We start from the raw sequence: 25,284 nt of genomic DNA, 5'->3' as shown, positions 1-25,284 counted from the left end.
AATGCCGCGAAGGCCAACCGTCGCGCGCCCTTTTCGAGGCCCCATGAGTTTCCGCCCCCGCCCCGCGACGCGTCCCGCGAGCCCCGCCCCGACCGGCGGCCGGCGCGCGGCTTCGCGCGCCTACGCGACGCTCGCGGTCTCGCTCCTCGCCCTGACCGTCTGCCTCGCCGGTCCGGCCGCCGCCCAGGTGCTGCGCGGCAACGACGGCACGACCGACGCCGAGGACGCCGCCCGCCGCGCCGCGCTGTCGAAGCCGAAGCCCGGCGCCGCCATGGCCAACCCGGACCCGCTCGGGCTCGATGCCTCCGGCACGCCCCGCCCGACCGCCGGCGACCCCGTCGCGTCCGGTGCCGATCCCACGGCCCCCGCCGCCGATCCCGCCACCACGGCAACGGTCGCGCCGCGCAAACCGAAGCCGGTCGCGATCCGCGGCCCTGTCGCCCCGGTCGCGCCGATGACGACCGCGGTCGTCCCCCGCCCGGTCGCCCCGCGTCCGGCGATCCAGCCCGATCCCCGCGACCCGCGCGCCACCGAGCGCGAGGAGGCGGAGAAGGAGGACGACGGCTACACCCAGCTCGGCCTGCGCTCGGGCGGCATGCTGTGGCTGCCGGCCGTCGAGGCCTCGGTCGGCCGCAAGTCCAACGTCGATTCGACCGCCGGCGGCCGCGGCAGCTGGTTCTGGATGCTGGAGCCGGAACTGATCGCCCGCTCCGACTGGTCGCGCCACGCGCTCGAAATGCGCCTGCGGGGCGGCTGGACCGGCTATTCCGGCGCCTCCGACCTGAGCCAGGGCCGTTTCGAGAGCGAGCTGCGCGGTCGCGTCGACATCGGCGAGGCGACCCGTGCCGACATCGTCGGCGGATGGTCGCGCCAGCGCGAGACGGCGTCGGCCAACGAGGCCTCGACCAACGGCGCCGGCACCGATCGCTCGACCCTGACCGGCTCGCTCGGGCTGACCCACGACGTCGGCCGCATCGGCGTCACCCTGCGCGGCGACGTCGAGCGCAACGACTACGTCGCCAATGGCGCGCTCGGCACCGGCGTCGTCGATCCGTCGATGCGCGACAACACGCTCTTCGTCGGCGCGCTGCGCGCCACCGTCGGCCCGCGCCAGGCGATCGCCCCCTTCGTCGAGGTACAGACCCGCGTCCGCCGCTACGACGAGCCGATCGTCTATTCCCACCGCCGCGACACCGAGGGCGGCGCCGTCAAGGTCGGCATCGCCGCCGACGCCGGGCCGATGCTGCGCGGCGAGATCTCGGTCGGCTGGGGCGTCGAACGCCCGCGCGACGCGGCGCTGTCGACCATCTCCGACTGGCTGGTCGACGCCAAGCTGACCTGGTCGCCGACGCGGCTGACCACGGTCAAGGTCAAGGCGACCACCACGGTCGAGCCCACCACCAACGTCGGCTCGCCCGGCGCCGTCGCCCGCGCTGCCGAGGTGGCGCTCGACTGGTCGCTGCGCCGCAACCTGACCGCGACCGTCGGCTCCGCCGTCGACACCCGCCACTACGTCGGCATCGACGTCGACGAGCGCACCGTCGGCGCCTTCGGTGGCCTCACCTACAAGTTCGATCGCAACTTCCAGACCTTCGTCCGCCTGCGCTGGGACCACGTCACGGCGTCGAACGCCGCCGCCTACGACGTCGGCACGGTGACGACCGGCGTCCGCATCCAGCGCTGATCCCGTCCGGAAACGCGAAACGGCCGGCCTCCCGCAAGGGAGACCGGCCGAAACGTTTCGTCGATGCGGATCGATCAGTGCGTCTCGAGGATCGCGGTGATCTCGGCCTTGAACTCGGCGGTCAGCTCCGGCCGCTCGAGGCCGAACGCGACGTTGGCGGCGAGGAAGCCGACCTTGGAGCCGCAGTCGTAGGTCTTGCCGTCGAACTTCACGCCCCAGAAGGCCTGTTCGTCCATCAGCGCCCGCATGCTGTCGGTCAGCTGGATCTCGTTGCCGGCGCCGCGCTCCTGCGTCTCGAGCAGCTCGAAGATGCGCGGCTGCAGGATGTAGCGACCGTTGATGAAGAGGTTCGACGGTGCGGTGCCCTTCGGCGGCTTTTCGACCATGGCGGTGATGCGGAAGGCGTCGCCCTTCTCCTCGCCGACGCCGACGACGCCGTACTGGTGGGCGAGCTCGGGGGCGCATTCCTCGACGGCGATGACGTTGTCGCCGGTCTCGCGATAGACGGCGGTCATCTGGGCGAGGCAGCTCTTGGTGCGGCCCTTCATGATCATGTCGGGCAGCATCACCGCGAAGGGCTCGTCGCCGACCAGATCGCGCGCGCACCACACCGCGTGGCCGAGGCCGAGCGGCTCCTGCTGGCGGGTGAAGGAGGCGGTGCCGGGCGCCGGGCGCTGGGCGTCGAGGATCGCGAGTTCGGCCTTCTTGCCGCGCGAGCGCAGCGTCTGCTCGAGCTCGTAGGCGAGGTCGAAGTGATCCTCGATGACGCCCTTGTTGCGGCCGGTGACGAAGATGAAGTGTTCGATCCCGGCCTCGCGGGCCTCGTCGACGATGTACTGGATGACCGGCTTGTCGACGACCGTCAGCATTTCCTTCGGCATCGCCTTGGTGGCGGGCAGGAAGCGGGTGCCGAGACCGGCGACGGGGAATACGGCCTTGCGAATCTTCTTCATCTGTCGAGCTTTCCTGAAACTCGTGGACGGCCGGGCGGCCGCCTTCCTCCTGCCTCGCGACGACGATGCCGCCGCGTCCGCGGGCGTGGGGTCCGTGCCCCTTCCCGCGCCGTCGTTTCATCCTAGATCCCGATGGCGGGATCGAGGCGGAGGCGTGGCGATCCGTCGTCGGCGCACACATCACCATCACACCGTTAAGGGCGTGTTAAGATGGGATTAACCATGATCCCTCGGCAAGGGCGCGGTGGACGCGCCGGAGGAGACATCGCATGGCGCCTGCGCCGCTCGACCCCCGAGGCTCTCTCGCCTCTCGCGGTTTCGCCCTGACGCGCCGCGGGCTCGTTCTCGGCCTCGCCTCGACCGGCCTGACCGCCTGTGCCTCCAACCCGATGGGCTCCTCGGTGCGTGCACAGCCCGGCGAGCCCGGCCCGCAGGCCTCCGAAGAGTTCCGCGACTGGGTCCGCACCTTCCGCGCCCGCGCGCTCGGCCGCGGCATCTCGGGTGCCACCTACGACCGCGTCATGAACGCCGTCGTGCCGGAGACCTCGGTCTACAAGTCCGACAAGTCGCAGCCCGAGGTGCAGGAGCCGATCTGGCGCTACGTCGAGAAGCGGACCAACGAATACAACGTCACGACCGGCAAGAAGCGGATCGTCGAATACGCCGCGCTGTGGGACCGCATCGAGGCGAAATACGGCGTCGACCGCTACACGCTGTGCGGCCTGTGGGGGCTCGAATCCTCCTTCGGCGATCTGGTGGTCTCGGCCAAGTACATGAAGCCGGTGCTGAACTGCCTCGCCGCGCTCGCCTGGGGCGAACCGCGTCGCCGCACCTACTGGGAGGCCGAGCTCCTCAACGCCCTCGTCATCGTCGACCGCGGCTGGGCCGAGCCCTCCGAGATGATCGGCTCCTGGGCCGGCGCCATGGGCCACACCCAGTGGATGCCCGAGGTCTGGCTCAACATGGGCGTCGACTTCGACGGCGACGGCAAGATCAACCCCTTCGGGCGGCCCGACGACGCGCTCGCCGGCACCGCCCGCTATCTCGTCGAACGCGGCAAGTGGCGCCGCGGCGACCACTGGGGCTACGAGGTGGTGCTGCCGCCGACCTTCGACGCCGGCCTCGCCGACCTCAAGACCCAGCGCACGCTCGCCCAATGGTCGGCGCACGGGGTGCGCCGCGCCGACGGTGGCGCCTATGTCCGCCTCGATTCGGTCGCCCGCCTGTGGCTGCCGGCGGGAGCCAACGGCCCCTGTTTCGCCCTCACCCAGAACTTCTTCGCGGTGAAGTCCTACAATCCCTCGACCAAATACGCGCTGGCGATCTGCCACCTCGGCGACAAGATCCGCGGCGAGGGCACCTTCGTGCGCCCCTGGCCGGTCCAGGAGCGCCTGCTGACGCTCTCCGAGACGCAGGAGATGCAGGAGCGCCTGACCGCGATGGGCTTCGACACCGGCGGCACCGACGGCCGCGCCGGCGAGAAGACCCAGGCCGCGATCCAGGCCTGGCAGAAGTCGGTCGGCATGACGCCGGCCGACGGTTATCCCTCCGACAAGGTTCTCGAGCGGCTTCGCGGCGGTTAAGATGCGCGTCGCGGACGGAAGGGTCCGACGACCCTTGGCCCGCGACGGAGACATTCGAGCATGCGCCGCAACTGGAGCGGACCGATCGCCCGTGTCGGTGCGATCGTCCTCGCCGCCCTGATCGTCCTCGACGCCGCGCCGGTGCGCGCGCAGGACCCGGTCACCGGCTTCTTCGACATGCTCTTCGGCGTGCGCCGCCAGCCCGCCGCGGGTGTCGGTGCGCCGATCGCTCCCGACCAGAAGAAGAAGCCGACCACCCCGGCCGAACCCAAGATCGTCGAGACGCCGAAGAATCCCGATGCCCAGACCGTGCTGGTGGTCGGCGACATCGAGGCGACCGGCCTTTCCGAAGGTCTGCGCATGGCTTTCGCCGAGGAGCCGGAACTGCAGGTCGCGACGCGGACGAAGGCGACCGCCGGTCTGGTGCGCGACGGCGAGGCCGAATGGCTCGGCCAGTTGCCCAAGCACCTCACCGAGGGCAAGCCCGACTTCGTCGTCTCGATGATCGGCATCAACGACTGGCAGCCGATCACCGTCGGCGGCAAGAGCCTCGAGCCCGGCTCCGACGATTGGAACCGCGTCTACGGCGAACGCATCGACCGCCACCTCGCGGCCCTCAAGGCGACCGGCAAACCGTTCTGGTGGGTCGGCCTGCCGCCGACCGCCGATCCCGACCTCGGTCCGACCCGGCGCGCCGCCTTCTCCGCCTTCCTGTCGTCGCTGAACGATCTCGCCCGCCCGCGCGTCGCCGCGGCCGGCGGCACCTTCGTCGACATCTGGTCGGCCTTCACCGACGAGGAGGGCCACTACACCCAGATGGGTCCGGACGTCGACGGTCAGGTGAAGCGCCTGCGCCTCAACGACGGTGTCCTCTTCACCCGCGCCGGCCGCCGCAAGCTCGCCTTCTTCGTCGAGAGCGGCATCCTGCGCCTGAAACGCGGCCAGTCCGCCGACGTCGCGACGAAGACGCCGGAGCTTCCGACCGCCCAGCCCAAGACCGAAGAGATCATCGTCGGCGCTCCGCCGCCGCTGCCGCCGGCACCCTGGGCCAAGGCCGGGCCGATGGTGCCGCTCAACGAGCCGGCACCCGGCACGGAGACCGTGCTCGCCGCCCCCGGCGCCGCCGAACCGACGGTGCTGCCCGGCGGCTATCCGGTCGCCGCCACACCGGCCCACCGACTGATGGTCGAGGGCCTGCCGCTCGATCCCCCGCCCGGCCGCGTCGACGCCGGGGCCAGACGCCTGCCCTGAGCCGGGCCGAGGAGGCAAGTGCATGTCCCAGATCGTCCCACCCTGGCTCGTCTGGGCACTCGCCTCGGCGGTCTTCGCCGCGGCGACGGCACTCTTCGCCAAGATCGGTGTCGCCGACGTGCCCTCGGGGTTGGCGACGTGGATCCGCACCCTCGTCGTCGTCGCCCTGCTCTCCGGCCTCCTCGCCGTCACCGGCGATTGGCGTCAATTGCCCGCCATTCCCTCGCGAACCTGGATCGCGCTGGCGCTGTCGGGACTGGCGACGGGCGCCTCGTGGCTCTGCTGGTTCCATGCGCTGTCGCTCGGCGACGCCGCGCGCGTCGCGCCGATCGACAAGCTGAGCGTCGTCTTCGTCGCGGTTCTGGCGACCGCCTTCCTCGGCGAACGCCTCTCGGGGCTGAACTGGGCCGGCGTCGGCCTGATCGCCGTCGGTGCGACACTGGTCGCCCTGCGCTGAGCCGTCTCTCGCACCCGACCGCACGCCATCCCGGCACGCGGATTGCTAATTCTCCCGTCGACCGGCCGAAATCCGGGCGAGATCCCGGCAAATGCTGCCGTTCTCGCGCGGTCTCGGCAGGAAATGCCGGCAACGGGAGAGTTTCGCGTCCATGTCCACCACCACCATGAGCCCGGTCGAACGAGCCGGCTTCTCCGCCGCCATCCGCGGTCGCTACAATCCCGACTTCTCCGCCCCCTTCGCGCTGGGTGACGACGACCGCGCCATCATGACGATGCGCGGCCTGTCGACCACCGAGCAGGACACCGCCGCCACGATCTGGAGCGGCGCCCGCGACGCCGTGGCGAGCGGCTCGGCACTCTCCTACCTGAAGGGGCTCGACGCTTCGTCGCTGCAGGTGCTGCAGCACGCCGCCTGCCTCGCCGACCCGATCTCGACCGGAAGTCTCTCCGAAGAAGGGGCCGAGAACCTGTTGGTCAAGCCGACCGAGGGCATCGACCGCAACCACGACGGCCTGCTCGAGGTCGGCGTCGCCCGGACGATCGCCTTCCCGCCGCCCGACGCCTCGCCGTCGCTGCGTTCCGCCTGGAATACGACCGTCGACGGCATGAATTCGCAGGACGCGCTGATGCTGGTCGCGAACATCGCCTTCCCGGCGACCTCCGTCGACGGCTCCACGACCAGGGCGGTGGACTTCTCGTCCAAGGACTTCGACTGGTCGAGCTGGATGGCCTCGGTCATGGAGGGCACCAAGGCCTCGGCGCCCTACAACACCGAGGAAGCCACACGCCGCACCATGGCCCGCCTCGAGCGCTTCCTCGACGCGCTGAAGGACAACGGACTGGCGTGAGGCCCGGGCTGTCGGGCTGCGAATTCGGTGCTGGACAGAGGCCCTTCATCCTGAGGTGCCCGACGTAGTCGGGCCTCGAAGGGCGAAGGGCCGAGAGGCACGGCCCCGTCGAGGCTTCGTGTTTCGAGGCTCGGCTTTGCCGAGCACCTCAACATGAAGCCGAACGGATGCGACGAGACGATCACCATCCCTTCGAAAGAAGCCGAAAGCAGCCCCCGAAAACGAAGACGGCGCGCCCCGCGGGACGCGCCGTGATCGTTTGGCGAGGACCGATGCCGATCAGCGCGGCAGTTCGGTCTTGCCCATCAGGTCGAGGTCGATGGCACGCGCCGCCTGACGGCCCTCGCGGATCGCCCAGACGACCAGCGACTGGCCGCGACGCATGTCACCCGCCGCATAGACCTTGGGGATCGAGGTCTTGTAGGCCTCTTCGTTCGCCTCGACGTTGCCGCGGCCGTTGAGCGCGACACCGAGCGACTGCAGCATGCCCTCGTGGACCGGCGAGACGAAGCCCATGGCGAGCAGCACCAGATCGGCCTTGATCACCTTCTCGGTGCCCGCAACCGGCTGGAACCGGGCGTCGACCTCCTGGATCGTCACTTCCTTCACCCGGCCGTCGACACCCTCGAACTTGGTCGCCGTGACGCCGAAGATGCGCTCGGAGCCCTCTTCGTGCGAGGAAGACGTGCGCAGCTTCAGCGGCCAGTTCGGCCACGTCGCGAGCTTGTCTTCCTTCTCGGGCGGACGCGGCATGATCTCGAGCTGGGTCACCGAGAGGGCGCCCTGACGCACCGAGGTGCCGATGCAGTCCGAACCGGTGTCGCCGCCACCGATGACGACGACGTGCTTGCCGGCCGCCAGGATCGGCTCGACGTCGCCGAGCGGCTCGTCGGAGACACGGCGGTTCTGCTGCGGCAGGAACTCCATGGCGAAGTGGATGCCCGAGAGCTCGCGGCCCGGCGCCGGCAGATCGCGCGGCTTCTCGGAGCCGCCCGACAGCAGCACCGCGTCGTGATCGGCGACGAGGGTGGCGGCATCGACGTCGACGCCGACCTTCTTGCCGAAGTGGAAGACGACGCCTTCCGCCACCATCTGCTGGACGCGGCGCTCGACGACGGACTTGTCGAGCTTGAAGTCCGGGATGCCGTAGCGCAGCAGACCGCCGGCCTTGGCGTTCTTCTCGAAGACGTGGACCTCGTGGCCGACGCGGGCGAGCTGCTGGGCGGCCGCCAGACCGGCCGGACCGGCGCCGACGATCGCCACCTTCTTGCCGGTCTTCGTCTTGGGCAGTTCCGGCGCCAGCCAGCCCTTCTCCCAGGCGTTCTCGACGATGGTCGCCTCGATCGTCTTGATGGTGACCGGCGAGTCGAACAGGTTCAGCGTGCACGACGCCTCGCACGGCGCGGGGCAGATGCGGCCGGTGAAGTCCGGGAAGTTGTTGGTCGAGTGCAGGTTCTTCGACGCGGTCTCGTAGTCGCCGTCGTAGACCAGATCGTTCCAGTCCGGGATCTGGTTGTTGACCGGGCAGCCGCGGTGGCAATAGGGCACGCCGCATTCCATGCAGCGCGCCGCCTGACGTTCGACGTCGGGCTGGCCGAGCGGCAGCGTGAACTCGTTGTAGTGGCGAATGCGATCCGCCGCCGGCTGATACTTCAGCTCCTGACGGTCGTATTCGAGAAAGCCGGTGACCTTACCCATCGTGTCACTCCGATCATCGTTTCGTCCGGCTCGACAGACCCGCCCTCTCGTCCGAGGGGATCGTCGCCGGGTGTTGTCTGATGTCGAGGGCCGACCGTGGTCGGCCCTCCGTTCACCCGTGGCCGAGGATCACTCGGCCGCCTGACGCTCCGCCGCCATCCGCTGCAGGGCCTTGCGGTACTCGACCGGCATGACCTTGACGAACTTCGGCCGGAAGACCTCCCACTTCTCCAGGATCTCCTTGGCGCGGGCCGAACCCGTCCAGTGGAGGTGGCTGGAGATGAGCTGCCACAGACGCTCGTCGTCGTGGCGGGTCATGTCGCCGGTGACGTCGACCTTGCCCTTGAAGTCGAGGTCGCCGCCCTGGTGGTGCAGCTTCTCGAGCAGGACGTCCTCTTCCGGCACCGGCTCGAGCTCGACCATCGAGAGGTTGACGCGCTTCACGAAGGAACCGTCCTCGTCGAGCACGTAGGCGATGCCGCCCGACATGCCGGCGCCGAAGTTGCGGCCCGTCTGGCCGAGCACGACGACGATGCCGCCGGTCATGTACTCGCAGCCGTGGTCGCCCACGCCCTCGACCACCGCGATGGCGCCCGAGTTGCGGACGGCGAAGCGCTCGCCGGCGAAGCCACGGAAGTAGCACTCGCCCTCGATGGCGCCGTAGAGCACGGTGTTGCCGACGATGATCGACTTCTCCGGCACGATCTTGGAGACCGGGTTCGGCTTGACGATCAGACGGCCGCCCGACAGGCCCTTGCCGACGTAGTCGTTGGCGTCACCGACCAGTTCCAGCGTCACGCCGCGCGCCGCCCAGGCGCCGAAGGACTGACCCGCGGTGCCCGTGAGGGTGACGTGGATCGTGTCTTCCGGCAGACCGGCATGGCCCCAACGCTTCGCCACTGCGCCCGACAGCATCGCGCCGACCGAGCGGTTGACGTTGATGACGCCCGTCTCGATGCGGACCGGCTTGCGCTCTTCGAGCGCTACCTGGGCTTGCGCGATCAGCTTGCGGTCGAGCACGTCGTCGATCGGGTGCTTCTGGTTCTGGGTGTGGAACATCTCGGTGCGTTCCGCCTTGGGCAGGTAGAACAGACGCGAGAAGTCGAGACCCTTGGCCTTCCAGTGGGCGATCGACGCCTTCTTGTCGAGGATGTCGGTGCGGCCGGTGATCTCGCCGAGGCTGCGGAAACCGAGGCTGGCGAGGATGCGACGCACTTCTTCGGCGACGAAGAAGAAGTAGTTGATGACGTGCTCGGGCTGGCCGAGGAAGCGCTTCCTGAGCACCGGATCCTGCGTGGCGATGCCGACGGGGCAGGTGTTCAGGTGGCACTTGCGCATCATCAGACAGCCGGCGGCGATCAGCGGCGCGGTGGCGAAGCCGAAGGCGTCGGCACCGAGCATGGCACCGATCACCACGTCGCGACCGGTACGCACGCCACCGTCGACCTGGAGCTCGACGCGCGAGCGCAGACCGTTGATGACCAGCGTCTGCTGCGTTTCGGCGAGGCCGATCTCCCACGGCGAACCCGCGTGCTTGATCGAGGTGAGCGGGGACGCGCCCGTGCCGCCCTCGAAGCCGGAGATGGTGATGTGGTCGGCGCGCGCCTTGGCGACGCCGGCGGCGACCGTGCCGACGCCGACTTCCGAGACGAGCTTGACCGAGACCTCGGCGGTCGGGTTGACGTTCTTCAGGTCGAAGATCAGCTGCGCCAGATCCTCGATCGAGTAGATGTCGTGATGCGGCGGCGGCGAGATCAGCTGCACGCCGGGGGTGGCGTGACGCACCTTGCCGATGACCGCGTCGACCTTGTGGCCGGGCAGCTGACCGCCTTCGCCGGGCTTGGCACCCTGCGCCATCTTGATCTGCATCTGGTCGGAGTTGACCAGATACTCGGTCGTGACGCCGAAGCGGCCCGAGGCGACCTGCTTGATCGCCGAACGGAGCGAGTCGCCGTTGGCGAGCGGCACGAAGCGATCCGCCTCCTCGCCGCCCTCACCGGTGTTCGACCGACCGCCGATGCGGTTCATCGCGATGGCGAGCGTGGTGTGGGCTTCGCGCGAGATCGAGCCGTAGGACATGGCGCCGGTGGCGAAGCGCTTGACGATCGAGGCGGCCGATTCGACCTCCTCGAGCGGGATCGCCGCGCTGCCGATCTCGTCCGCCGACTTGATGCGGAACAGGCCGCGGATCGTCGTCAGACGCTCGTTCTGCTCGTCGATCGGCTTGGAGAACTCCTTCTGGAAGGTCTCGAAGTCGTTCTTGCGCACGGCGTGCTGCAGACCGGCGACGGTGCCGGCGGTCCACACATGGGCTTCACCACGCATGCGCTGGGCGTATTCGCCGCCGACGTCGAGCATCGAGGCCAGCACCGGATCGGCGCCGAACGCCTTGGTGTGACGCTCCACCGTCTCCTTCGCCACCTCGTCGAGACCGATGCCCTCGATCTTGGTCGCGGTGCCGAAGAAGTACTGCTTCACGAACTTCGACGACAGGCCGACGGCGTCGAAGATCTGCGCGCCGCAATAGGACTGGTAGGTCGAGATACCCATCTTGGACATGACCTTGAGCATGCCCTTGCCGATCGACTTGATGTAGCGATAGACGATCTCGTGCTCGTCGACGTTCTCCGGGAACTGATCCTTCATGGCGATCAGCGTGTCGAAGGCGAGATAGGGGTTGATCGCCTCGGCGCCGTAGCCGGCCAGCAGAGCGAAGTGATGCACCTCGCGCGGCTCGCCCGATTCCACCACCAGACCGGCGCGGGTGCGCAGGCCCTTGCGGATCAGGTGATGATGCACGGCGGCGGTGGCGAGCAGCGCCGGGATGGCGATGCGCTCACGCCCCACCATGCGGTCGGAGAGCACGATGATGTTGTAGACCTGACCGGTCGCCGAGATGCGGACGGCCGCCTCCGCCTGGATGCAGATCGCCTCCAGCGCCGGACGCATGCCGGCCGGACCGTTGGCCGCCGGATAGGAAATGTCGATGGTGATCGACTTGAAGCCCGAACCCTCGACGTTCTCGATGGTGCGGATCTTCTCCAGATCCTCGTTGGTGAGGATCGGCTGACGCACTTCGAGACGCTTCTGGGCTTCGGCGCCCTCGAGGTCGAACAGGTTCGGACGCGGGCCGATGAAGGAGACGAGGCTCATCACCAGCTCTTCGCGGATCGGGTCGATCGGCGGGTTCGTCACCTGCGCGAAGTTCTGCTTGAAGTAGGTGTAGAGCAGCTTCGACTTGTCGGAGAGCGCCGAGATCGGGGTGTCGGTACCCATCGAGCCGACCGCTTCCTGACCGGTGACGGCCATCGGCGGCAGCAGGACCTTGAGGTCCTCCTGGGAGTAGCCGAAGGCCTGCTGCAGATCGAGCAGGCTCTCCAGCGTCTTCGGCGCGCGCGCCGGCACCTCCGGCAGGTCTTCGAGCACCAGCTGGGTCTCGTCGATCCACTTGCCGTAGGGGTTGGCGGTCGAGATGGTCTTCTTGATCTCGTCGTCGGAGACGATGCGACCGGCATCCATGTCGATCAGCAGCATCTTGCCCGGCTGCAGACGCCACTTGGCGACGATCTTCTCCTCCGGGATCGGCAGCGTGCCGGATTCCGAGGCGAGGATGACGCGGTCGTCGTCGGTGATGACGTAGCGGGCCGGACGCAGGCCGTTGCGGTCGAGCGTCGCGCCGATCTGGCGGCCGTCGGTGAAGCAGACCGCGGCCGGTCCGTCCCACGGCTCCATGATGGCGGCGTGATACTCGTAGAAGGCCTTGCGGTCCTCGTCCATCAGGTCGTTGCCCGACCACGCCTCGGGGATCAGCGTCATCACCGCGTGCGGCAGCGAATAGCCGCCGCGCAGCAGGAACTCGAGCGCGTTGTCGAAGCAGGCGGTGTCCGACTGACCTTCATAGGAGATCGGCCAGATCTTCTCGATGTCCGCGCCGAAGAGCTTCGACGTGGTGGTCGCCTGACGGGCATACATCCAGTTGACGTTGCCGCGCAGGGTGTTGATCTCGCCGTTGTGGGCGACCATGCGATAGGGATGGGCCAGCTTCCACGACGGGAAGGTGTTGGTCGAGAAGCGCTGATGCACCAGCGCCAGCGCCGACACGAAGCGCTCGTCCGACAGGTCGGGGTAGTAGGCCGCGACCTGGTAGCTGAGGAACATGCCCTTGTAGACGACGGTGCGCGACGAGAAGGACACGACGTAGAAGCTGTCCTGGTCGCGCTTGGTCGCGCCGTTCCAGTCCGCCTCGTAGACGTCGCCGGAGAGCAGCTTGCGGGCGATGTAGAGCTTGCGCTCGAAGGCTTCCTGATCGGCGAGCGGCTGGGTGCAGCCGACGAAGATCTGCTTGTGGACCGGCTCGGTCGCCTTCACGCCCTCGGAGAGCTTGGAGTTGTCGACCGGCACGTCGCGCCAGCCGATGATCGACATGCCCTCGGAGCCGACGGCACGCTCGATGATGCCGATGGCACGCTCGCGCTCCGCCGCGTCGCGCGGCAGGAAGAACTGGCCGATGGCGTAGCGGCCGGCCTCCGGCAGGGTGAAGCCGAGCTTGGCGCATTCCTCGGCGAAGAACGCGTGCGGGATCTGCACGAGGATGCCCGCGCCGTCGCCCATCAGCGGATCGGCGCCGACCGCACCGCGATGCTCGAGGTTCTCGAGCACGTAGAGCGCATCCTTGACGATGCCGTGGGACTTGCGGCCCTTGATGTCGGCGACGAAGCCGACGCCGCAGGCGTCACGGTTCTCGGCCGGATCGAACATGCCCTGGGCCGGCGGCAGCGCCGACACTTTGGCCTCGGCCGCCGCGGTCGTCTCGGGAAGGCCTGCGCCTTCGAGTTCGGGCAGGGGCGAAATGCTGTCCGACGCGATCCGTTCCATGGGGATCCATCCTCGCTTCTGGCCGGACCCGTCGGGTCGCGGCGGCAGTTCATACGGGGCGGAGACGGGTCTGCCGCAGGCCTCTCACGAGACCCGCGGGATCGCCGGAACACCCCCCGCTTCCGGGAGCAACCCATTCGCAAGCCTCGGGCCGTTTCGGGTCCACCCCGTTCCGGTGCGTCGCTCGCCCTCTTCAAGACCCTGAAAAAACCGCAGAAATCAGCCGCTTTTCCGGTCTTCGAAGAAAATAGGTCAGCAAGACTGTCCTATTGGGTTCGCCCGGAACATCGCAGAAAACCGCGTCCTTCGCAAGAAGTGTTGAAAAGAAGAAATGCCGAGGGCGTCGTCAGAATGCCTCCAAACTGGGCGGAGCGGGCGGGCGCTGTACGACCGTCCGGCTTGTCGACGCCTCGTCGTGATGCCAAGCTCGGCCCATGATCTTCTCCTCCGACAACTGGGCGGGTGCCCTTCCCGCCGTCCTCGACGCCGTCGCCGCGATCGGCCGCGAGGGCCCCGCCGCCGCCTACGGCACCGACTCGACGACCGCCCGCCTCGAGGCGCGCCTCGCCGAGCTCTTCGAGCACGAGGTGACCGTCCTCCTGGTCACGACCGGCACAGCCGCCAACGCGCTGTCGATCGCCGCCCTCGCCCCGCCCTGGGGCGCGGTCCTGGCACACGAGGAGGCACATCTGGCGATCGACGAATGCGGCGCGCCGGAGTTCTTCGCCGGCACCCGCACGCTGCGCCTGCCCGGCACACGCGGCAAACTCGACGCGGAAGGCCTCGCCGCCCGCCTCGCCGAGATCCCGCGCGGGCTCCATCACGGCGAGCTCTCGGTCCTGTCGCTGACCTCACCCAACGAATATGGGCTGGTCTACGCGCCCGGCGAGCTCGCCGCCCTCTGCGACGTCGCGAAGGCCCACCGCCTCGCCGTCCATCTCGACGGCGCCCGCTTCGGCAACGCCATCGCCCGGCTCGGCTGCACCCCGGCGGAAGCCACCTGGAAGGCCGGCGTCGACGTCCTCTCCTTCGGCGGCACCAAGGGCGGCTGCCTGATGGCCGAGGCGATCGTCGCCTTCGATCCCGCGCTGAAGGAGAAACTCGCCTTCCTGCGCAAGCGGTCGGGCCAGCTCGTCTCCAAACAGCGGCTGATCTCGGCCCAGTTCGAGGCCTGGCTCGCCGACGATCGCTGGCTCTCCGCCGCGGCCCACGCCAACGCCATGGCCGACCGCCTCGCGACCGCCCTCGCCGCCGCGCCGCGCGCCCGCCTCGCCTGGCGCCCGCAGGCCAACGAAGTCTTCGCCTTCATGAGCGGGACGGAAGCCGAGCGCCTGCAGGCGGCAGGCGCCCGCTTCTACGACTGGTCGACCGCCGCCCTCGGCCCCGAGGACCGGCCGCAGGCGGGCGAAAAGCTCTGGCGGTTCGTCACGTCCTTCGCCACGACGGAGATGGAAGTCGCCGCCTTCGCGCAGCTGCTGCGGGGGTGACGGCGCGATTTCGCGCGTGCCGCGGCGTGGGCGCCGCCGGTCAGTCGATCACGAAGTCCGCAGCGAAGCGCTGGTCGCGCAACGGCCGTACCAGCGCCGTCGATTCGGCATAGACCGGATGCGCCTTGTAGGCCGTCAGCGCCGCCTCGTCGTCGAACTCGCCGTAGACCACGAAGTCGACCTCGTTCGACCAGATGTCGCGCTTCAGGTTGGCGCTGACCACCAGCCGGCGGGCATGGGGATTGGTCTCGAGCAACCTCAGACCCGCCTCGACCTGGGCGCGGTTCGCCGGATCGGCGACGGTGAAGAAGACGACGTGTCGGATCAAGATGCGGCCTCTCGGCTCGATCGGAGCGTTGCGGCAACACCTCTATCCGGTCCCGTCGGGCTTTCAAAGGGGGCGAGGCCCCGCGAAACGAAGGCGCCCCGCCGTCCGTGGGGGACGACGGGGCGCGGGAAACCGACCGGGGGGCGATCGGGTCTCGGGGTCGAGCCTCCGGGGGGAGTGAGGCGCGACCCCCGTTCGCCGTCAGGCGGCGGCGACGGTCGGCGCTGCTTCGATCGCAGGCGAGGCGGGGGTGGCCTCGATCGGCTTCGCCGAATTGGTCTCGGCGGCCGTGGCGATCGGAATGCGGCGCGACTTCAGGGTCTCGGGAATTTCCCGGACGAGATCGATGTGGAGCAGCCCGTTCTCCAGTCGAGCCCCCCGCACGATCATGTGATCGGCGAGCTGGAACCGACGTTCGAAGCTGCGCGCGGCGATGCCGCGATAGAGATAGTCGCCACCTTCGGTCTTCGCCTCCTTGGCACCCTTCACCGCGAGCACGTTCTGCTCGAGTTCGATGCCGAGTTCGGCCTCGCCGAAGCCCGCCACCGCCATGGTGATGCGCCAGGCGTTCTCGTCGGTGCGAGCGATGTCGTAGGGCGGCCAGTTCGGCTGCGAGGTTTCGCCCGAGCCGATCGTATCCATCAACGAGAACAGACGATCGAAGCCGACGGTGGAGCGATAGAGCGGAGAGAAGTCGATACGCATGGGATGTCCTCCTTCAAGTCGAGCGACATGAATCGAGTCTTCGCCGTCTTCTCCTCACGCGACCCTCTGACCTTCCGGTCTTTCTCTGGCGCCGCCGGGAGAGGCGAACACTCTCGCGGACCCGTTCGGCGTCCGCTGGACTGATCTGGGAAGGGGGGCGAGACCTTTCAAGAGGCGTCCGCGGAATTTCGCCGATCCCCCCGCGCGCGACCGCGCGCTCGGTTGTGGAGCGGTCGCCCCCGCGCTATGTCCGAAGGCAGACCCGGAGACGCGACCCACGATGCCGGCCCTCGATCGCCTGTTCGACCATCCCGACAATCCGATCCCGCCGGGTGCCGCCTGCGGCACGCTGACGGCGCCCGACGGCACGGGCCTGCGCTGGGCGACCTTCCCGCCGCTGGCGGCGCGAACGCGCGGCACGGTGCTCCTCCTCCAGGGGCGCGGCGAATACATCGAGCGCTGGTTCGAGACGATCCGCGACCTCCAGGTCCGCGGCTTCGCCGTCGCCACCTTCGACTGGCGCGGCCAGGGCGGCTCGGAGCGGCTGACCCGCCACCCGCACAAGGGCCACGTCGGCTCCTTCCGCGCCTATGGCCTCGACCTCGAGGCCGTGCTGGCCGGCCCCGTCGCCGCGCTGCCGCGACCGCTCTTCGTCCTCGCCCATTCGACCGGCGGCCTGATCGCCGCCGCCGAGATCGGCCGCCTCGCGCCTCACGTTTCGCGGATCGTCATGGCCTCGCCCTTCTTCGGCCTGGGCGACTTCGGCGTACCGGTCGGCTTCGCCCGCAAGCTCGCCAAGACGCTGCGCAATCTCGGCTTCGGCCGCAGCTGGGTCTTCGGCGGCGGCGCCACCGCCGTCCACACCCGCCCCTTCGCCGGCAATCGCCTGACCTCCGACCCCGTCCGTCACGCCCGCGCCGCGGAACTGTCGAGCAGCCATCGCCAGGTGGCGATCGGTTCGCCGACCATCGGCTGGCTCGCCGCCGCCTTCGCCGCGCAGGACCGCGTCTTCGCCCCCGACGCGCTCGACGCCTGGCGCGTGCCGACGCTGGTCCTCACGGCGAGCCGCGACGAGGTCGTCGACGGCCGTGCCGCCGAGCGCTTCGTCGTCGCGACCCGCATGACCGAACTGATGGTGATCCCCGGCGCCCGCCACGAGCTGCTGCACGAGCGCGACCTCTACCGCGAACAGGTCTGGGCCGCCTTCGACGCCTTCGTGCCCGGCACGCAGATCGAGGAACCGAAGGCCGCACCGACACCGGCGCCCGTGCCGGAACCGGAGGCCGAGCCGACCCCCGCCCCTGTCACCGCGAGCGAAGCGCAGGTCGCAACGGGCGTGGCCGCCGCCGTGGTCACGGCCGCCGCTGTCGCGGCGACCGTCGTCGCGGAGGAACCCGTCCCGGCCTCAGCCGAGGGCGAGACGACGAAGGACGATGTCGTGGAGCCGGGGATCGCCGGAGGCGACGACGCGGCCGCCGTCGGCGGCGCTGCCGCCGGTCCAGGAGGTGACGACGCCGCCGGCGCCCTCGATCACCGGGATCAGGGCGACGATGTCGTAGGGCTTGAGCCCGCTCTCGATCACCACGTCGACGAAGCCCGCGGCGACCATGCAGTAGGCGTAGCAGTCGACCCCGTAGCGCGACAGCCGGACCGCTGATTCGACCCGGTCGAAGGCCACCCGTTCCTCTTCGACGAAGATCGACGGCGAGGTGGTGAAGAGCACCGCGTCCTCGAGCCGCGCGCAGGCCCGCGTCTTCAGATCGCGCGCGCCGTCGGGCCCGCGATACCACGCCCGCTTGCCGTCGCCGACGAAGCGCTCGCCGGTGAAGGGCTGGTTCATCATGCCGAGCACCGGCTGCTTGGCCCTAGTCAGGCCGATCAGCGTGCCCCACACCGGCAGACCGGAGATGAAGGCGCGCGTGCCGTCGATCGGATCGAGCACCCAGACGTGTTCGGCGTCGAGCCGCTCCGAGCCGTATTCTTCGCCGAGAATGCCGTGATCGGGCCGGTTGCGCAGGATCAGCGCCCGCATCGCCTCTTCCGCCGCCCGGTCGGCGACGGTGACGGGGTCGAAGGCCGCGCCCTCGAGCTTGTTCTCCACCGCGAGACGCGAACGGAAATGCGGCAGGATCGCCGCGCCGGCGGCGTCGGCGAGCCGGTCGAGAAAGGCGACGAGCGTGTCGTCGCGGTCGGGATTGCCCATGGCCGGTCCTCGAATGATGCCCCGCCCCTGCAATGCGACGAACCGCGCCCGGAGGCAAGTGCGGGCGAGCCCGCGCCGCTCCCTCCCCTCGCCGACCGCCCCCGCGCCGCACCGCGCGACATGGTTCACCGCGACCTCGCCCTGCGGCTCACACGGGGACGCATGCACCGGCCTCTGCATCGATGGATGGGTCGAAAATCAAGCCATGCAATTTTTGCATGACCGCATTCGTCAAAGTACTAGCATGAATGCAAATTCGTGCTTGACGTTTTTGCAGCGCAATATATTCTCGAATGCATCGCGGTCAGCTGCCTCGCAGCAGATCGTGGGCCCTTCTCGGGCGTTTCCTCCCTGATACCACTTTCGGGCCGCCGCCTTTCGCGTGCGGCCCGTTTTTTTTGGTTTGCACTGCGGCAAAACTGTGTCGAGATTGCGTCTAAACCGCCTCATTCGGCGGCGAGGGCGGTCCCATCGAAAATGCCGCGCCAAGACCCCGCCAATTCGCCGACGATTCCCGTGATGTCGCGCTTCAGCCGTTCGAAGCCCGCCGTCTTCGCCAGCGTCGTCTCGTTCATGTAGAGCGAGCGGGCGATCTCGATCTGCAGCGCATGGACGCCGCCGGACGGCCAACCGTAGTGCTCGGTGATGTGGCCGCCGGCATAGGGCTTGTTGCGGGCGACGCGATAGCCGGCCTCGCGGAAGAGCGAAGAGACAATGTCGGTGAGCCGCCCGTCGCAGCTGGTGCCGTTGCGGTCGCCGAGCACGATCTCGGCCCTGGGATCGCCGACGATCGCGCGCGGCGTGGTCGGCATCGAATGGCAGTCGATCAGCACGGCGAGACCGAACCGTCGCCTGAGGCCGGCGAGCGTGTCGCCGAGTGCGGCGTGATAGGGCCGCCACAGCCCGTCGATCCGCTCCATCGCCTCGCCGACGGGAATGCGGCTGCCGTAGATCTCCTCGCGTTCCGAGACGATCCGCGGGATGGTGCCGAGGCCGGCGGCGACACGCGGAGACGTGGTGTTGGCGCCGTCGGGCAGCGCGCCCGAGAACATCCCCGGATCGAGCTCCAGCGCCTCGCGATTGGCGTCGAGATAGGCGCGCGGGAAATGGGCGCGCAGCACCGCGATGCCGCGTTCGGCAGAAGGCAGGCAGAACTCGTCGACGTAGGCGTCCTCCGAGCGCCGGACGGCGCGGGTGTCGAGCCGGGTCTCGACCAGGAACGAGGCCGGGTAGACCGCGCCCGAATGGGGACTGTCGAGCAGGATCGGTGCGGCCGGGGTCTCCGGCACCCTGAGATCGAAGGCGGGATGCTCCCGAAAGTCCCGAACGATCTGCAACACCCGTCTCCCTCACGCGCGCAACGACGCACCACCCGAGCCGTCGAACAATTTGCCTTCGGCCGCCTTTCCTGTCCACAATGGTACGAAAGGTCGCATTCGAACAGGGGACGGCACGAATGCCGTCGCCGTTTCACCGGATGTTTACCGCACTCGGTCCCTTATGATCGAATGAATTCACCGCCAACTGGAAGAGACGAAATGGACCCGATGGCGCGCATCATTCTCGCCGAGGACGACAACGACATGCGCCGCTTCCTGGCGAAGGCGCTGGTCAACGCCGGCTACGAGGTGGTGTCCTACGACAACGGCCGCTCGGCCTACGAGCGCCTGCGCGAAGAGCCCTTCACCCTGCTCCTCACCGACATCGTGATGCCGGAGATGGACGGCATCGAGCTCGCCCGCCGCGCCACGCAGCTCGATCCGGACCTGAAGGTCATGTTCATCACCGGCTTCGCCGCCGTGGCGCTGAACCCCGACAGCCAGGCCCCGAAAGACGCAAAGATCCTGTCGAAGCCCTTCCACCTGCGCGATCTGGTGCGCGAGGTCGAGAAGCTCCTGGCGGCGTGATTCCGCCGGTTTCGGGGTGGGGCCGTGGAAAGTTGTCCACGGACCGCGCGTGAAGGCTTGCAGCCTCCGTCAAACCTCGTTATAGACCCCCTCGCCGCGGCGATCCCGATGTCGCGGCACCGAGTGGTTCGGGCGTGTAGCTCAGCGGGAGAGCACTACGTTGACATCGTAGGGGTCACAGGTTCGATCCCTGTCACGCCCACCACCACTAAAATCCTGAAAATGCTGAATTATCGGCCTTTTCAGGATCTTCCTTTCTCCGCACCGAAGTAGTTCGCGGCAGTCTGGCGGCAGGCGGCGGCTGCATTTGGGAAAGCAAGGCTGCAAGAAGCGGCCAGCTTACCGTATGGCACCGATCACCACCGCCACCACGCGCCGTCGTGGTGGCTGGACGGTTGCTTCTCGTGGATTGACCGAGACGGAAGAGTCCGAAGAGGGATTCCGCTCGATGGTGGCATGTGCGAGTCTGGCGCATGCGCAATGGGATCTCGATCACTCTTGGCGATGCTGACCGGCGGCGGCTCGACGCTCTGGTTGCGGATCGCAATACGGCACAGAAACACGTCTGGCGCGCCCGGATCGCGCTGCTGACCGCCGACGGCGTCGGCACGAGCGCGATCATGAGCGAGACCGGCACGGCGAAGACGACCGTCTGGCGCTGGCAGGCGCGCTTCATGAAGGAAGGCGTCGACGGCCTCCTGCGCGACAAGACACCCCCTCCCGGCCAAACACCCGTCGCGGACGCCAAGACCTCGACCGTGGTCGCCATGACGCTGAAGCCGCCACCCTTCGAGGCGACGCATTGGACGGTTCGCGCCATGGCCAAAGTCGCCGGTTTGGCGGTCTCCACGATTCAGAAGATCCGGAAGGCCGGAAACTCTTCCATCCGGTGCTCCAAGGTTGGGGGGCGGACCACTCACCCGAGGACTCCGGTCTCAGCTGGATGAGAGATGGGGGTCACAGCAGTGTAGGCGAGACTCAGGCCGGCCCTTTTAACTGGCGATTCTCAAATATTTCTGCGAGATTGTTCGGCGTCATACGCTCTGGCCATACACTTTTATCGACATTTACTTTCATTCTTTCAAAAAAATCAACAAGAGACCCCCTGTCTTTACGGTCCGTCTTCAGCATATACTCCTCGCACATATCCAGAAAGCGACCCGCATATACTTCATCATTCTGTTCGCCGGTATCCATAGCGCACCCTCATGTTTCCTAGGCATCAGCGACGTTCAGCGCAAATACGATTCATCTCTGCTTCGCCAACAAAAGAATAAGACTGTGGAACTGAAATATGGTAGTTACAGAGCAGATCTCTTGCCCCAATCTTTTGCGACAAAGAATGAAACCCCCCTAACATTATTGCATACCCAGTTTCAATTCCCTTAAAATATTCATAAAATTCATTTTCATGAACAGAAATTTCATTACCGTAATTACTCCAAATACTATCTACACTCATTTTATTTACCCCAGACAATACAGACCACCCAATCAATGAACTAACCGGTCGGGTTGCGTAAATTAACGCAATAGAGCCCGAGCCGACGCGGAGTGTGAACCGCCTCCTTACCTCAACCTTTTTCTCTAGCGAAGATATAAGGCTCACGAAACGAGGACTAATACTAATAATTACATTCTTCATGATAGACGCGCTTCAACATAGAAGTAGCAAACACATGGCGCTCGAAGCGCCTCCCGACATTTGACGCCGTAATTGTATCAAGATCAGAGATACAAAGCTACTCAAGCTCCTAGAAGGCACCGCCCGACGCAACCTCCATTTTACGTCCCGGAAATTACATGCTAGCTGTTAACAATCTTGAGTCGTTGGGGCTTTTGCGATGAGTGGTTCAAACTGGAGTATCGGCGTTTGGTGCGACACAATAAGTTCGAGTCAAGAAACGGAATGCGAAATTCACGTCAACTATTGGCGCGTCTCCGGCTTGAAGCACAACGGCGACAAGAAAAACACCATGAAGTCCGACCTATTGGACATCGGACTTCTTATATCTCATGTGAATAAAATTGAATCCATAAATATATTCATGCCCTTCCCCTTAACACATGAAGCAATCTCAGACTTGGGCGGACTATTTTCGAACACTAGCCTTGCTCAAGGTGTATTTAACGAAAATCTTTCTGCGGAGAAGCCACCGTCATCTTCTGCTTCCATAAAATGGGTAGACCTAAAATCTTCAAACAAAATATTCTGTCGAGTAAATGTATTTTCTTCAAAAATATCAGACGACATAGAAACGGATGATTTCAGCGAAGGCGAATATAAAGGGACAATAATAAAGATAAAAAAGAGAGTTATAGACCGGATTAACGGCCATGGAGTCGATGAAAACGGGAATTTTTATTTCCGCTTCAGAATCGCCCTACCGAAAGATGGCGAAAATCCTTTTTTTGGATCAGTCGTTCCAGGCGACAGGCATCTTTTGAGTGGATTCGAAGTAGTTGAATTTATTGATTTCAGAATCAATGAAGCCAGAACGCTACCAGACGAGATAGATGAATTGATTCAAAAATGCTTTGTAGAAAACAAAGTAAAGCTCGGAAATACAACATTTTTGGCTGCGCTACCCTCGCACTGCAACCTAACGGTTGACAATCAACAATCAGTAAAATTCAGAAGACTTGAAAATAAGATATGGGACCCATACATCAAAGGTGGGGCCCCGAAAAACATGACTGTATATCACTGGAAGAAGCCAATTTCAACAGAAGAAATTGGAAAATTCTATGATTTTTCTGCTTTCATGAAGATTCATGTCAGAAAAGCTAACTGGTTAACGCTGCTTATTTATACAATTTTTGTAGTTATTCTATCTATTCTCGGGAGCCTTCTTGCAAGTATGTTGTTTAGTGCATTTTACCCCGCCGCTCCCTGCTCGGGGAATTCTGCTTTACCGGTAGCCCCCGCACGAGTTTCGCCGACAGCCGTAACTCATGTTCCCGTCGCAGACCCGCCAGCCCACGGAGAAGGAGGGGCGAATCGATTCGAGCACCCCCTAGAGCCTCCATCGAAGTCGGATTAGGGCTATGCGAATCGCTGTTAAAGCGGTAGTTTACAAGTAAAATTTGGGGATTTCGATCCGATGATCACGAGCGCTAAACTCAAATATGAGCATGAAGCCGATGATTTGCCGGCGTGTCATCTAGAGGTTGGAGGGTTCGCTAGTGGATACGACAGGCTATTTTCCTTTATGCACCCGCTGTCAGATGATTATCCTGGTATTAAAGGATGGTATTTTCATAAAGTTTTACCCGGGCTGGCTAACGGTACACGCCTGATTTTGCCGATAGAAAGGCACGGAGAGATAGTAGGTATAGGCATCGGAAAGAAGGATCGGACTGAGAAAAAAATATGCACGATACGCGTGGCTCCGTCTTATATTGGGCGTGGGCTGGGACTCAGAATTATGGATAAGCTTCTTTATTGGCTTGATACAGACAAGCCGCATCTCACCGTAAGTGATCGCAAGATTGAAATGTTCTATCGTATCTTTGATAAATATAACTTTAATCTCACTTCTAGGCACATTGGTGTATATGTGCCGGGTCGTATCGAATTTGGATATAATGAAGTAGTAAACAAGAATGATGGCAACAGTCAGTCGCGTGCGAACCCTACTTGTGAACTTTGGCGGATAGGCTAGCCACATATACCGGATGAAAACTCCCTCATTATTCTGAAATTGTTACTGGTCTTTCGGATTTTCATGGGGCCATTTTGGGTTATCAGGGTAATGAAATTTGCCCTCGGTTAACGTGTGGCCTTCGTGATCGGGTGATTTCGGTGGCGCAGGGCGGTCGACTCTGACCTTTCGGTGCCACCCTGACCGCAGCCTTCTCGCCCTTCCTCTTTCATGAGGCGAGGAGCTTGGGTAATCGGACGAGGTTGTAGGCCGCCACAGCAAAAGTGAAATGCACCTCCGGGAACCCTCGGAACTTGGTCTTCCTCTGTCCGGCCGATGCCTTGACCCAGCCGAACACCTCCTTGATGCGTTTTCAAATCCGGATGCTGAGCGCGTAGCTGGGATGCCGCGTCGCCCGTCCGTCGATCGCAGAGCTGCGCCTTGAGGTATTCTGCGCGACGGGCGGCGTGGCACCGAGTTCGCGCAGATCCTCGACGAAGTCTCGGGGGGGCGAAGCCGCGGTCGGCGCCGACCGTCACGTGCCTCTTGCCCAACGCCGAGGTGACGCCCTCGACCATCTCGACCGCCGCCATTTGTTCGGCATTGGCGGGAACGCGTGTCGCTTCGACTTCGATGACAAGGCCGTTGCGGTTCTCCATCAGCACGTGGCCCATATAGCAGAGCACCGCGCGGGCGCCCGGACTCTTGCGATAGAGCATCGCATCGGGATCGCTGTTCGAGGCGTGCGTCGCGTTCGACCGCCTTTCTCCGTGAAAGTCGACCTCGCCATGGTCGCCCTCGGCCGGCGTGCCGGACGATCCGCCGTCGGAGGGAGTGGTTCGCCGGAACCGACTACGTCGCGGCGACGGAAGCTCTTGACGTTGCCCCGAGTTTCATCCGGCTCCGAGTTCGCTCTCGCGGCCGGGATTGCCGGTGCCGTGGGGACGGGCACGGGCGCAGTCCCTGCCGGACGCCGTCGCCGAGCGGGGGGCCCGGCGACGGATGCACGGTCGATCGTCGGCCGGGTCAGCGATAGCGGCAGACGCGTCGGTCGAGAGCAGGGCTGTAGTGGCAGGCATGGGCGCGGTGGTGCCGCCGGCTGCCGTCCGACATCATGACACCCGGGGTGCCGTACATGCCGGAACCGTCGACCATGCGGGAGCCGTAGACGTCGGCGCAGCCCCCCAGCATGAGGGTCAGCACGAAGGGCAGAAGGAGCTTTCTCGAGATGGCGATCATGACCGGTCGTCCTTTGGTGAGGTTGAAGGCACCGACGGCTCGGGGCGAGCCGCGGCGACGAGGTCGAAGCCAGCCTGCCCTTCGGTGAGAAGATCCGTCGCGCCGGCCGCCGGTCGGCTCTCCGATGGAGAGGGTCCGATGCGAGCATGGCGGTTCGGCCGGGACGAAACGCCGGAGCCGTGTGGCGGGGGGCACGAACACCGTCCGGCGGATCGCAGTCGTCGTCCGAGGCCGGGGACGAGGGGCGTCTCTCACCACTTCCGTCGGAACGGCAGGCTGCGACCCGACCGGATCGTGGTCGCCGGTCCCGTCGGCGCACAGGATCGGAATCTACTCACGGCGAAAGCGCGGGCGCTCGCCGAATTCTCGTCGGACACACCGGGAACGTGTTACGATCGCAAGAGATCCACCGTCAGAAGT

Annotated in this window: 19 protein-coding genes, 1 tRNA gene and 3 pseudogenes; 12 read left to right on the top strand and 11 right to left on the bottom strand. The window is 65.8% G+C overall.

Annotation, left to right across the window (positions count from 1 at the left end):
• The first annotated feature begins 43 nt into the window (after nucleotides 1-43).
• Nucleotides 44-1,684, top strand: coding sequence for an outer membrane beta-barrel protein (locus ACT53U_RS11445; protein WP_476155178.1), 1,641 nt, complete (start codon nucleotides 44-46; stop codon nucleotides 1,682-1,684).
• A 74-nt stretch (nucleotides 1,685-1,758) separates the two neighbouring features.
• On the opposite strand, the gene galU is transcribed toward ACT53U_RS11445, so the two are convergent.
• Nucleotides 1,759-2,637: a UTP--glucose-1-phosphate uridylyltransferase GalU gene (galU, locus tag ACT53U_RS11440; protein WP_476155177.1), complete on the bottom strand. Its 879-nt coding sequence runs from the start codon at nucleotides 2,635-2,637 to the stop codon at nucleotides 1,759-1,761.
• 269 nt (nucleotides 2,638-2,906) lie between these two features.
• Between galU and ACT53U_RS11435 the strand changes: the two genes are divergently transcribed.
• The 4 genes from ACT53U_RS11435 to ACT53U_RS11420 all read left to right on the top strand — a co-directional run bounded on the left by ACT53U_RS11435 (nucleotide 2,907) and on the right by ACT53U_RS11420 (nucleotide 6,778).
• A complete protein-coding gene (locus ACT53U_RS11435; protein ID WP_476155175.1) occupies nucleotides 2,907-4,220 on the top strand; it encodes a lytic murein transglycosylase in 1,314 nt (437 codons plus the stop codon).
• Nucleotides 4,221-4,280: 60 nt separating this feature from the next.
• A complete protein-coding gene (locus ACT53U_RS11430; protein ID WP_476155173.1) occupies nucleotides 4,281-5,471 on the top strand; it encodes an SGNH/GDSL hydrolase family protein in 1,191 nt (396 codons plus the stop codon).
• A 22-nt stretch (nucleotides 5,472-5,493) separates the two neighbouring features.
• A complete protein-coding gene (locus ACT53U_RS11425; RefSeq protein ID WP_476155171.1) occupies nucleotides 5,494-5,928 on the top strand; it encodes an EamA family transporter in 435 nt (144 codons plus the stop codon).
• 151 nt (nucleotides 5,929-6,079) lie between these two features.
• Entirely contained in the window at nucleotides 6,080-6,778 is a 699-nt protein-coding gene (locus ACT53U_RS11420; RefSeq protein ID WP_476155170.1) for a hypothetical protein, read from the top strand.
• Nucleotides 6,779-7,057: 279 nt separating this feature from the next.
• Here the strand turns inward: ACT53U_RS11420 and ACT53U_RS11415 are convergent, their stop codons facing one another.
• Together ACT53U_RS11415 and gltB are read right to left on the bottom strand one after the other, a co-directional pair.
• Nucleotides 7,058-8,476 carry a glutamate synthase subunit beta gene (locus ACT53U_RS11415; RefSeq protein WP_476155168.1) on the bottom strand — a complete coding sequence of 473 codons (1,419 nt, stop codon included), beginning with the start codon at nucleotides 8,474-8,476 and terminating at the stop codon, nucleotides 7,058-7,060.
• Between the two features lie 129 nt (nucleotides 8,477-8,605).
• A complete protein-coding gene (gene gltB, locus ACT53U_RS11410) occupies nucleotides 8,606-13,351 on the bottom strand; it encodes a glutamate synthase large subunit (RefSeq protein WP_476155166.1) in 4,746 nt (1,581 codons plus the stop codon).
• Between the two features lie 434 nt (nucleotides 13,352-13,785).
• Between gltB and ACT53U_RS11405 the strand changes: the two genes are divergently transcribed.
• Nucleotides 13,786-14,838, top strand: coding sequence for a threonine aldolase family protein (locus ACT53U_RS11405; RefSeq protein WP_476155164.1), 1,053 nt, complete (start codon nucleotides 13,786-13,788; stop codon nucleotides 14,836-14,838).
• 40 nt (nucleotides 14,839-14,878) lie between these two features.
• On the opposite strand, the gene ACT53U_RS11400 is transcribed toward ACT53U_RS11405, so the two are convergent.
• Both ACT53U_RS11400 and ACT53U_RS11395 read right to left on the bottom strand, forming a co-directional pair.
• Nucleotides 14,879-15,166 carry a Dabb family protein gene (locus tag ACT53U_RS11400; RefSeq protein ID WP_476155162.1) on the bottom strand — a complete coding sequence of 96 codons (288 nt, stop codon included), beginning with the start codon at nucleotides 15,164-15,166 and terminating at the stop codon, nucleotides 14,879-14,881.
• Between the two features lie 201 nt (nucleotides 15,167-15,367).
• A complete protein-coding gene (locus ACT53U_RS11395) occupies nucleotides 15,368-15,871 on the bottom strand; it encodes an Hsp20 family protein (protein WP_476155160.1) in 504 nt (167 codons plus the stop codon).
• 280 nt (nucleotides 15,872-16,151) lie between these two features.
• On the opposite strand from ACT53U_RS11395, the pseudogene ACT53U_RS11390 reads away from it, so the two are divergent.
• Nucleotides 16,152-17,036, top strand: a pseudogene (locus ACT53U_RS11390) (alpha/beta fold hydrolase); the annotation flags it as partial.
• A 240-nt stretch (nucleotides 17,037-17,276) separates the two neighbouring features.
• Here the strand turns inward: ACT53U_RS11390 and hisN are convergent.
• Both hisN and ACT53U_RS11380 read right to left on the bottom strand, forming a co-directional pair.
• Nucleotides 17,277-18,074, bottom strand: a complete 798-nt coding sequence (hisN, locus tag ACT53U_RS11385; RefSeq protein WP_476155158.1) for a histidinol-phosphatase — start codon at nucleotides 18,072-18,074, stop codon at nucleotides 17,277-17,279.
• Between the two features lie 446 nt (nucleotides 18,075-18,520).
• Complete coding sequence (locus tag ACT53U_RS11380; protein ID WP_476155156.1) at nucleotides 18,521-19,414, bottom strand: N-formylglutamate amidohydrolase; 894 nt, start codon at nucleotides 19,412-19,414, stop codon at nucleotides 18,521-18,523.
• Nucleotides 19,415-19,621: 207 nt separating this feature from the next.
• Here ACT53U_RS11380 and cpdR point away from each other — a divergent pair, with 207 nt between their 5' ends.
• The 3 genes and pseudogenes from cpdR to ACT53U_RS11365 form a co-directional block, all read left to right on the top strand.
• A complete protein-coding gene (gene cpdR / locus ACT53U_RS11375) occupies nucleotides 19,622-19,981 on the top strand; it encodes a cell cycle two-component system response regulator CpdR (RefSeq protein WP_476138239.1) in 360 nt (119 codons plus the stop codon).
• Between the two features lie 130 nt (nucleotides 19,982-20,111).
• Nucleotides 20,112-20,186, top strand: a tRNA-Val gene (locus ACT53U_RS11370).
• Between the two features lie 268 nt (nucleotides 20,187-20,454).
• Nucleotides 20,455-20,853 (top strand): annotated as a pseudogene (locus ACT53U_RS11365) (helix-turn-helix domain-containing protein); the annotation flags it as partial.
• A gap of 106 nt (nucleotides 20,854-20,959) precedes the next feature.
• Here ACT53U_RS11365 and ACT53U_RS11360 read toward each other — a convergent pair.
• Together ACT53U_RS11360 and ACT53U_RS11355 are read right to left on the bottom strand one after the other, a co-directional pair.
• A complete protein-coding gene (locus ACT53U_RS11360) occupies nucleotides 20,960-21,112 on the bottom strand; it encodes a hypothetical protein (RefSeq protein ID WP_476155154.1) in 153 nt (50 codons plus the stop codon).
• A gap of 91 nt (nucleotides 21,113-21,203) precedes the next feature.
• Nucleotides 21,204-21,443 (bottom strand): hypothetical protein, encoded by a 240-nt coding sequence (locus ACT53U_RS11355; RefSeq protein ID WP_476155152.1) that lies wholly within the window; start codon nucleotides 21,441-21,443, stop codon nucleotides 21,204-21,206.
• A 514-nt stretch (nucleotides 21,444-21,957) separates the two neighbouring features.
• On the opposite strand from ACT53U_RS11355, the gene ACT53U_RS11350 reads away from it, so the two are divergent.
• Both ACT53U_RS11350 and ACT53U_RS11345 read left to right on the top strand, forming a co-directional pair.
• Nucleotides 21,958-23,025, top strand: a complete 1,068-nt coding sequence (locus tag ACT53U_RS11350) for a hypothetical protein (protein ID WP_476155150.1) — start codon at nucleotides 21,958-21,960, stop codon at nucleotides 23,023-23,025.
• A gap of 60 nt (nucleotides 23,026-23,085) precedes the next feature.
• On the top strand, nucleotides 23,086-23,646 hold the full coding sequence (locus tag ACT53U_RS11345) for a GNAT family N-acetyltransferase (protein ID WP_476155149.1): 561 nt from the start codon (nucleotides 23,086-23,088) through the stop codon (nucleotides 23,644-23,646).
• Between the two features lie 208 nt (nucleotides 23,647-23,854).
• Here ACT53U_RS11345 and ACT53U_RS11340 read toward each other — a convergent pair.
• A pseudogene (locus ACT53U_RS11340) lies at nucleotides 23,855-24,458 on the bottom strand (transposase); the annotation flags it as partial.
• 193 nt (nucleotides 24,459-24,651) lie between these two features.
• Nucleotides 24,652-24,864: a hypothetical protein gene (locus tag ACT53U_RS11335; RefSeq protein ID WP_476155147.1), complete on the bottom strand. Its 213-nt coding sequence runs from the start codon at nucleotides 24,862-24,864 to the stop codon at nucleotides 24,652-24,654.
• Nucleotides 24,865-25,284: the final 420 nt, after the last annotated feature.

The organism is Pinisolibacter sp. DMC19, assembly GCF_056313985.1.
The sequence above is the reverse complement of the archived record's forward strand: the minus strand, read 5'-3'. Positions and strand labels throughout refer to the sequence as shown.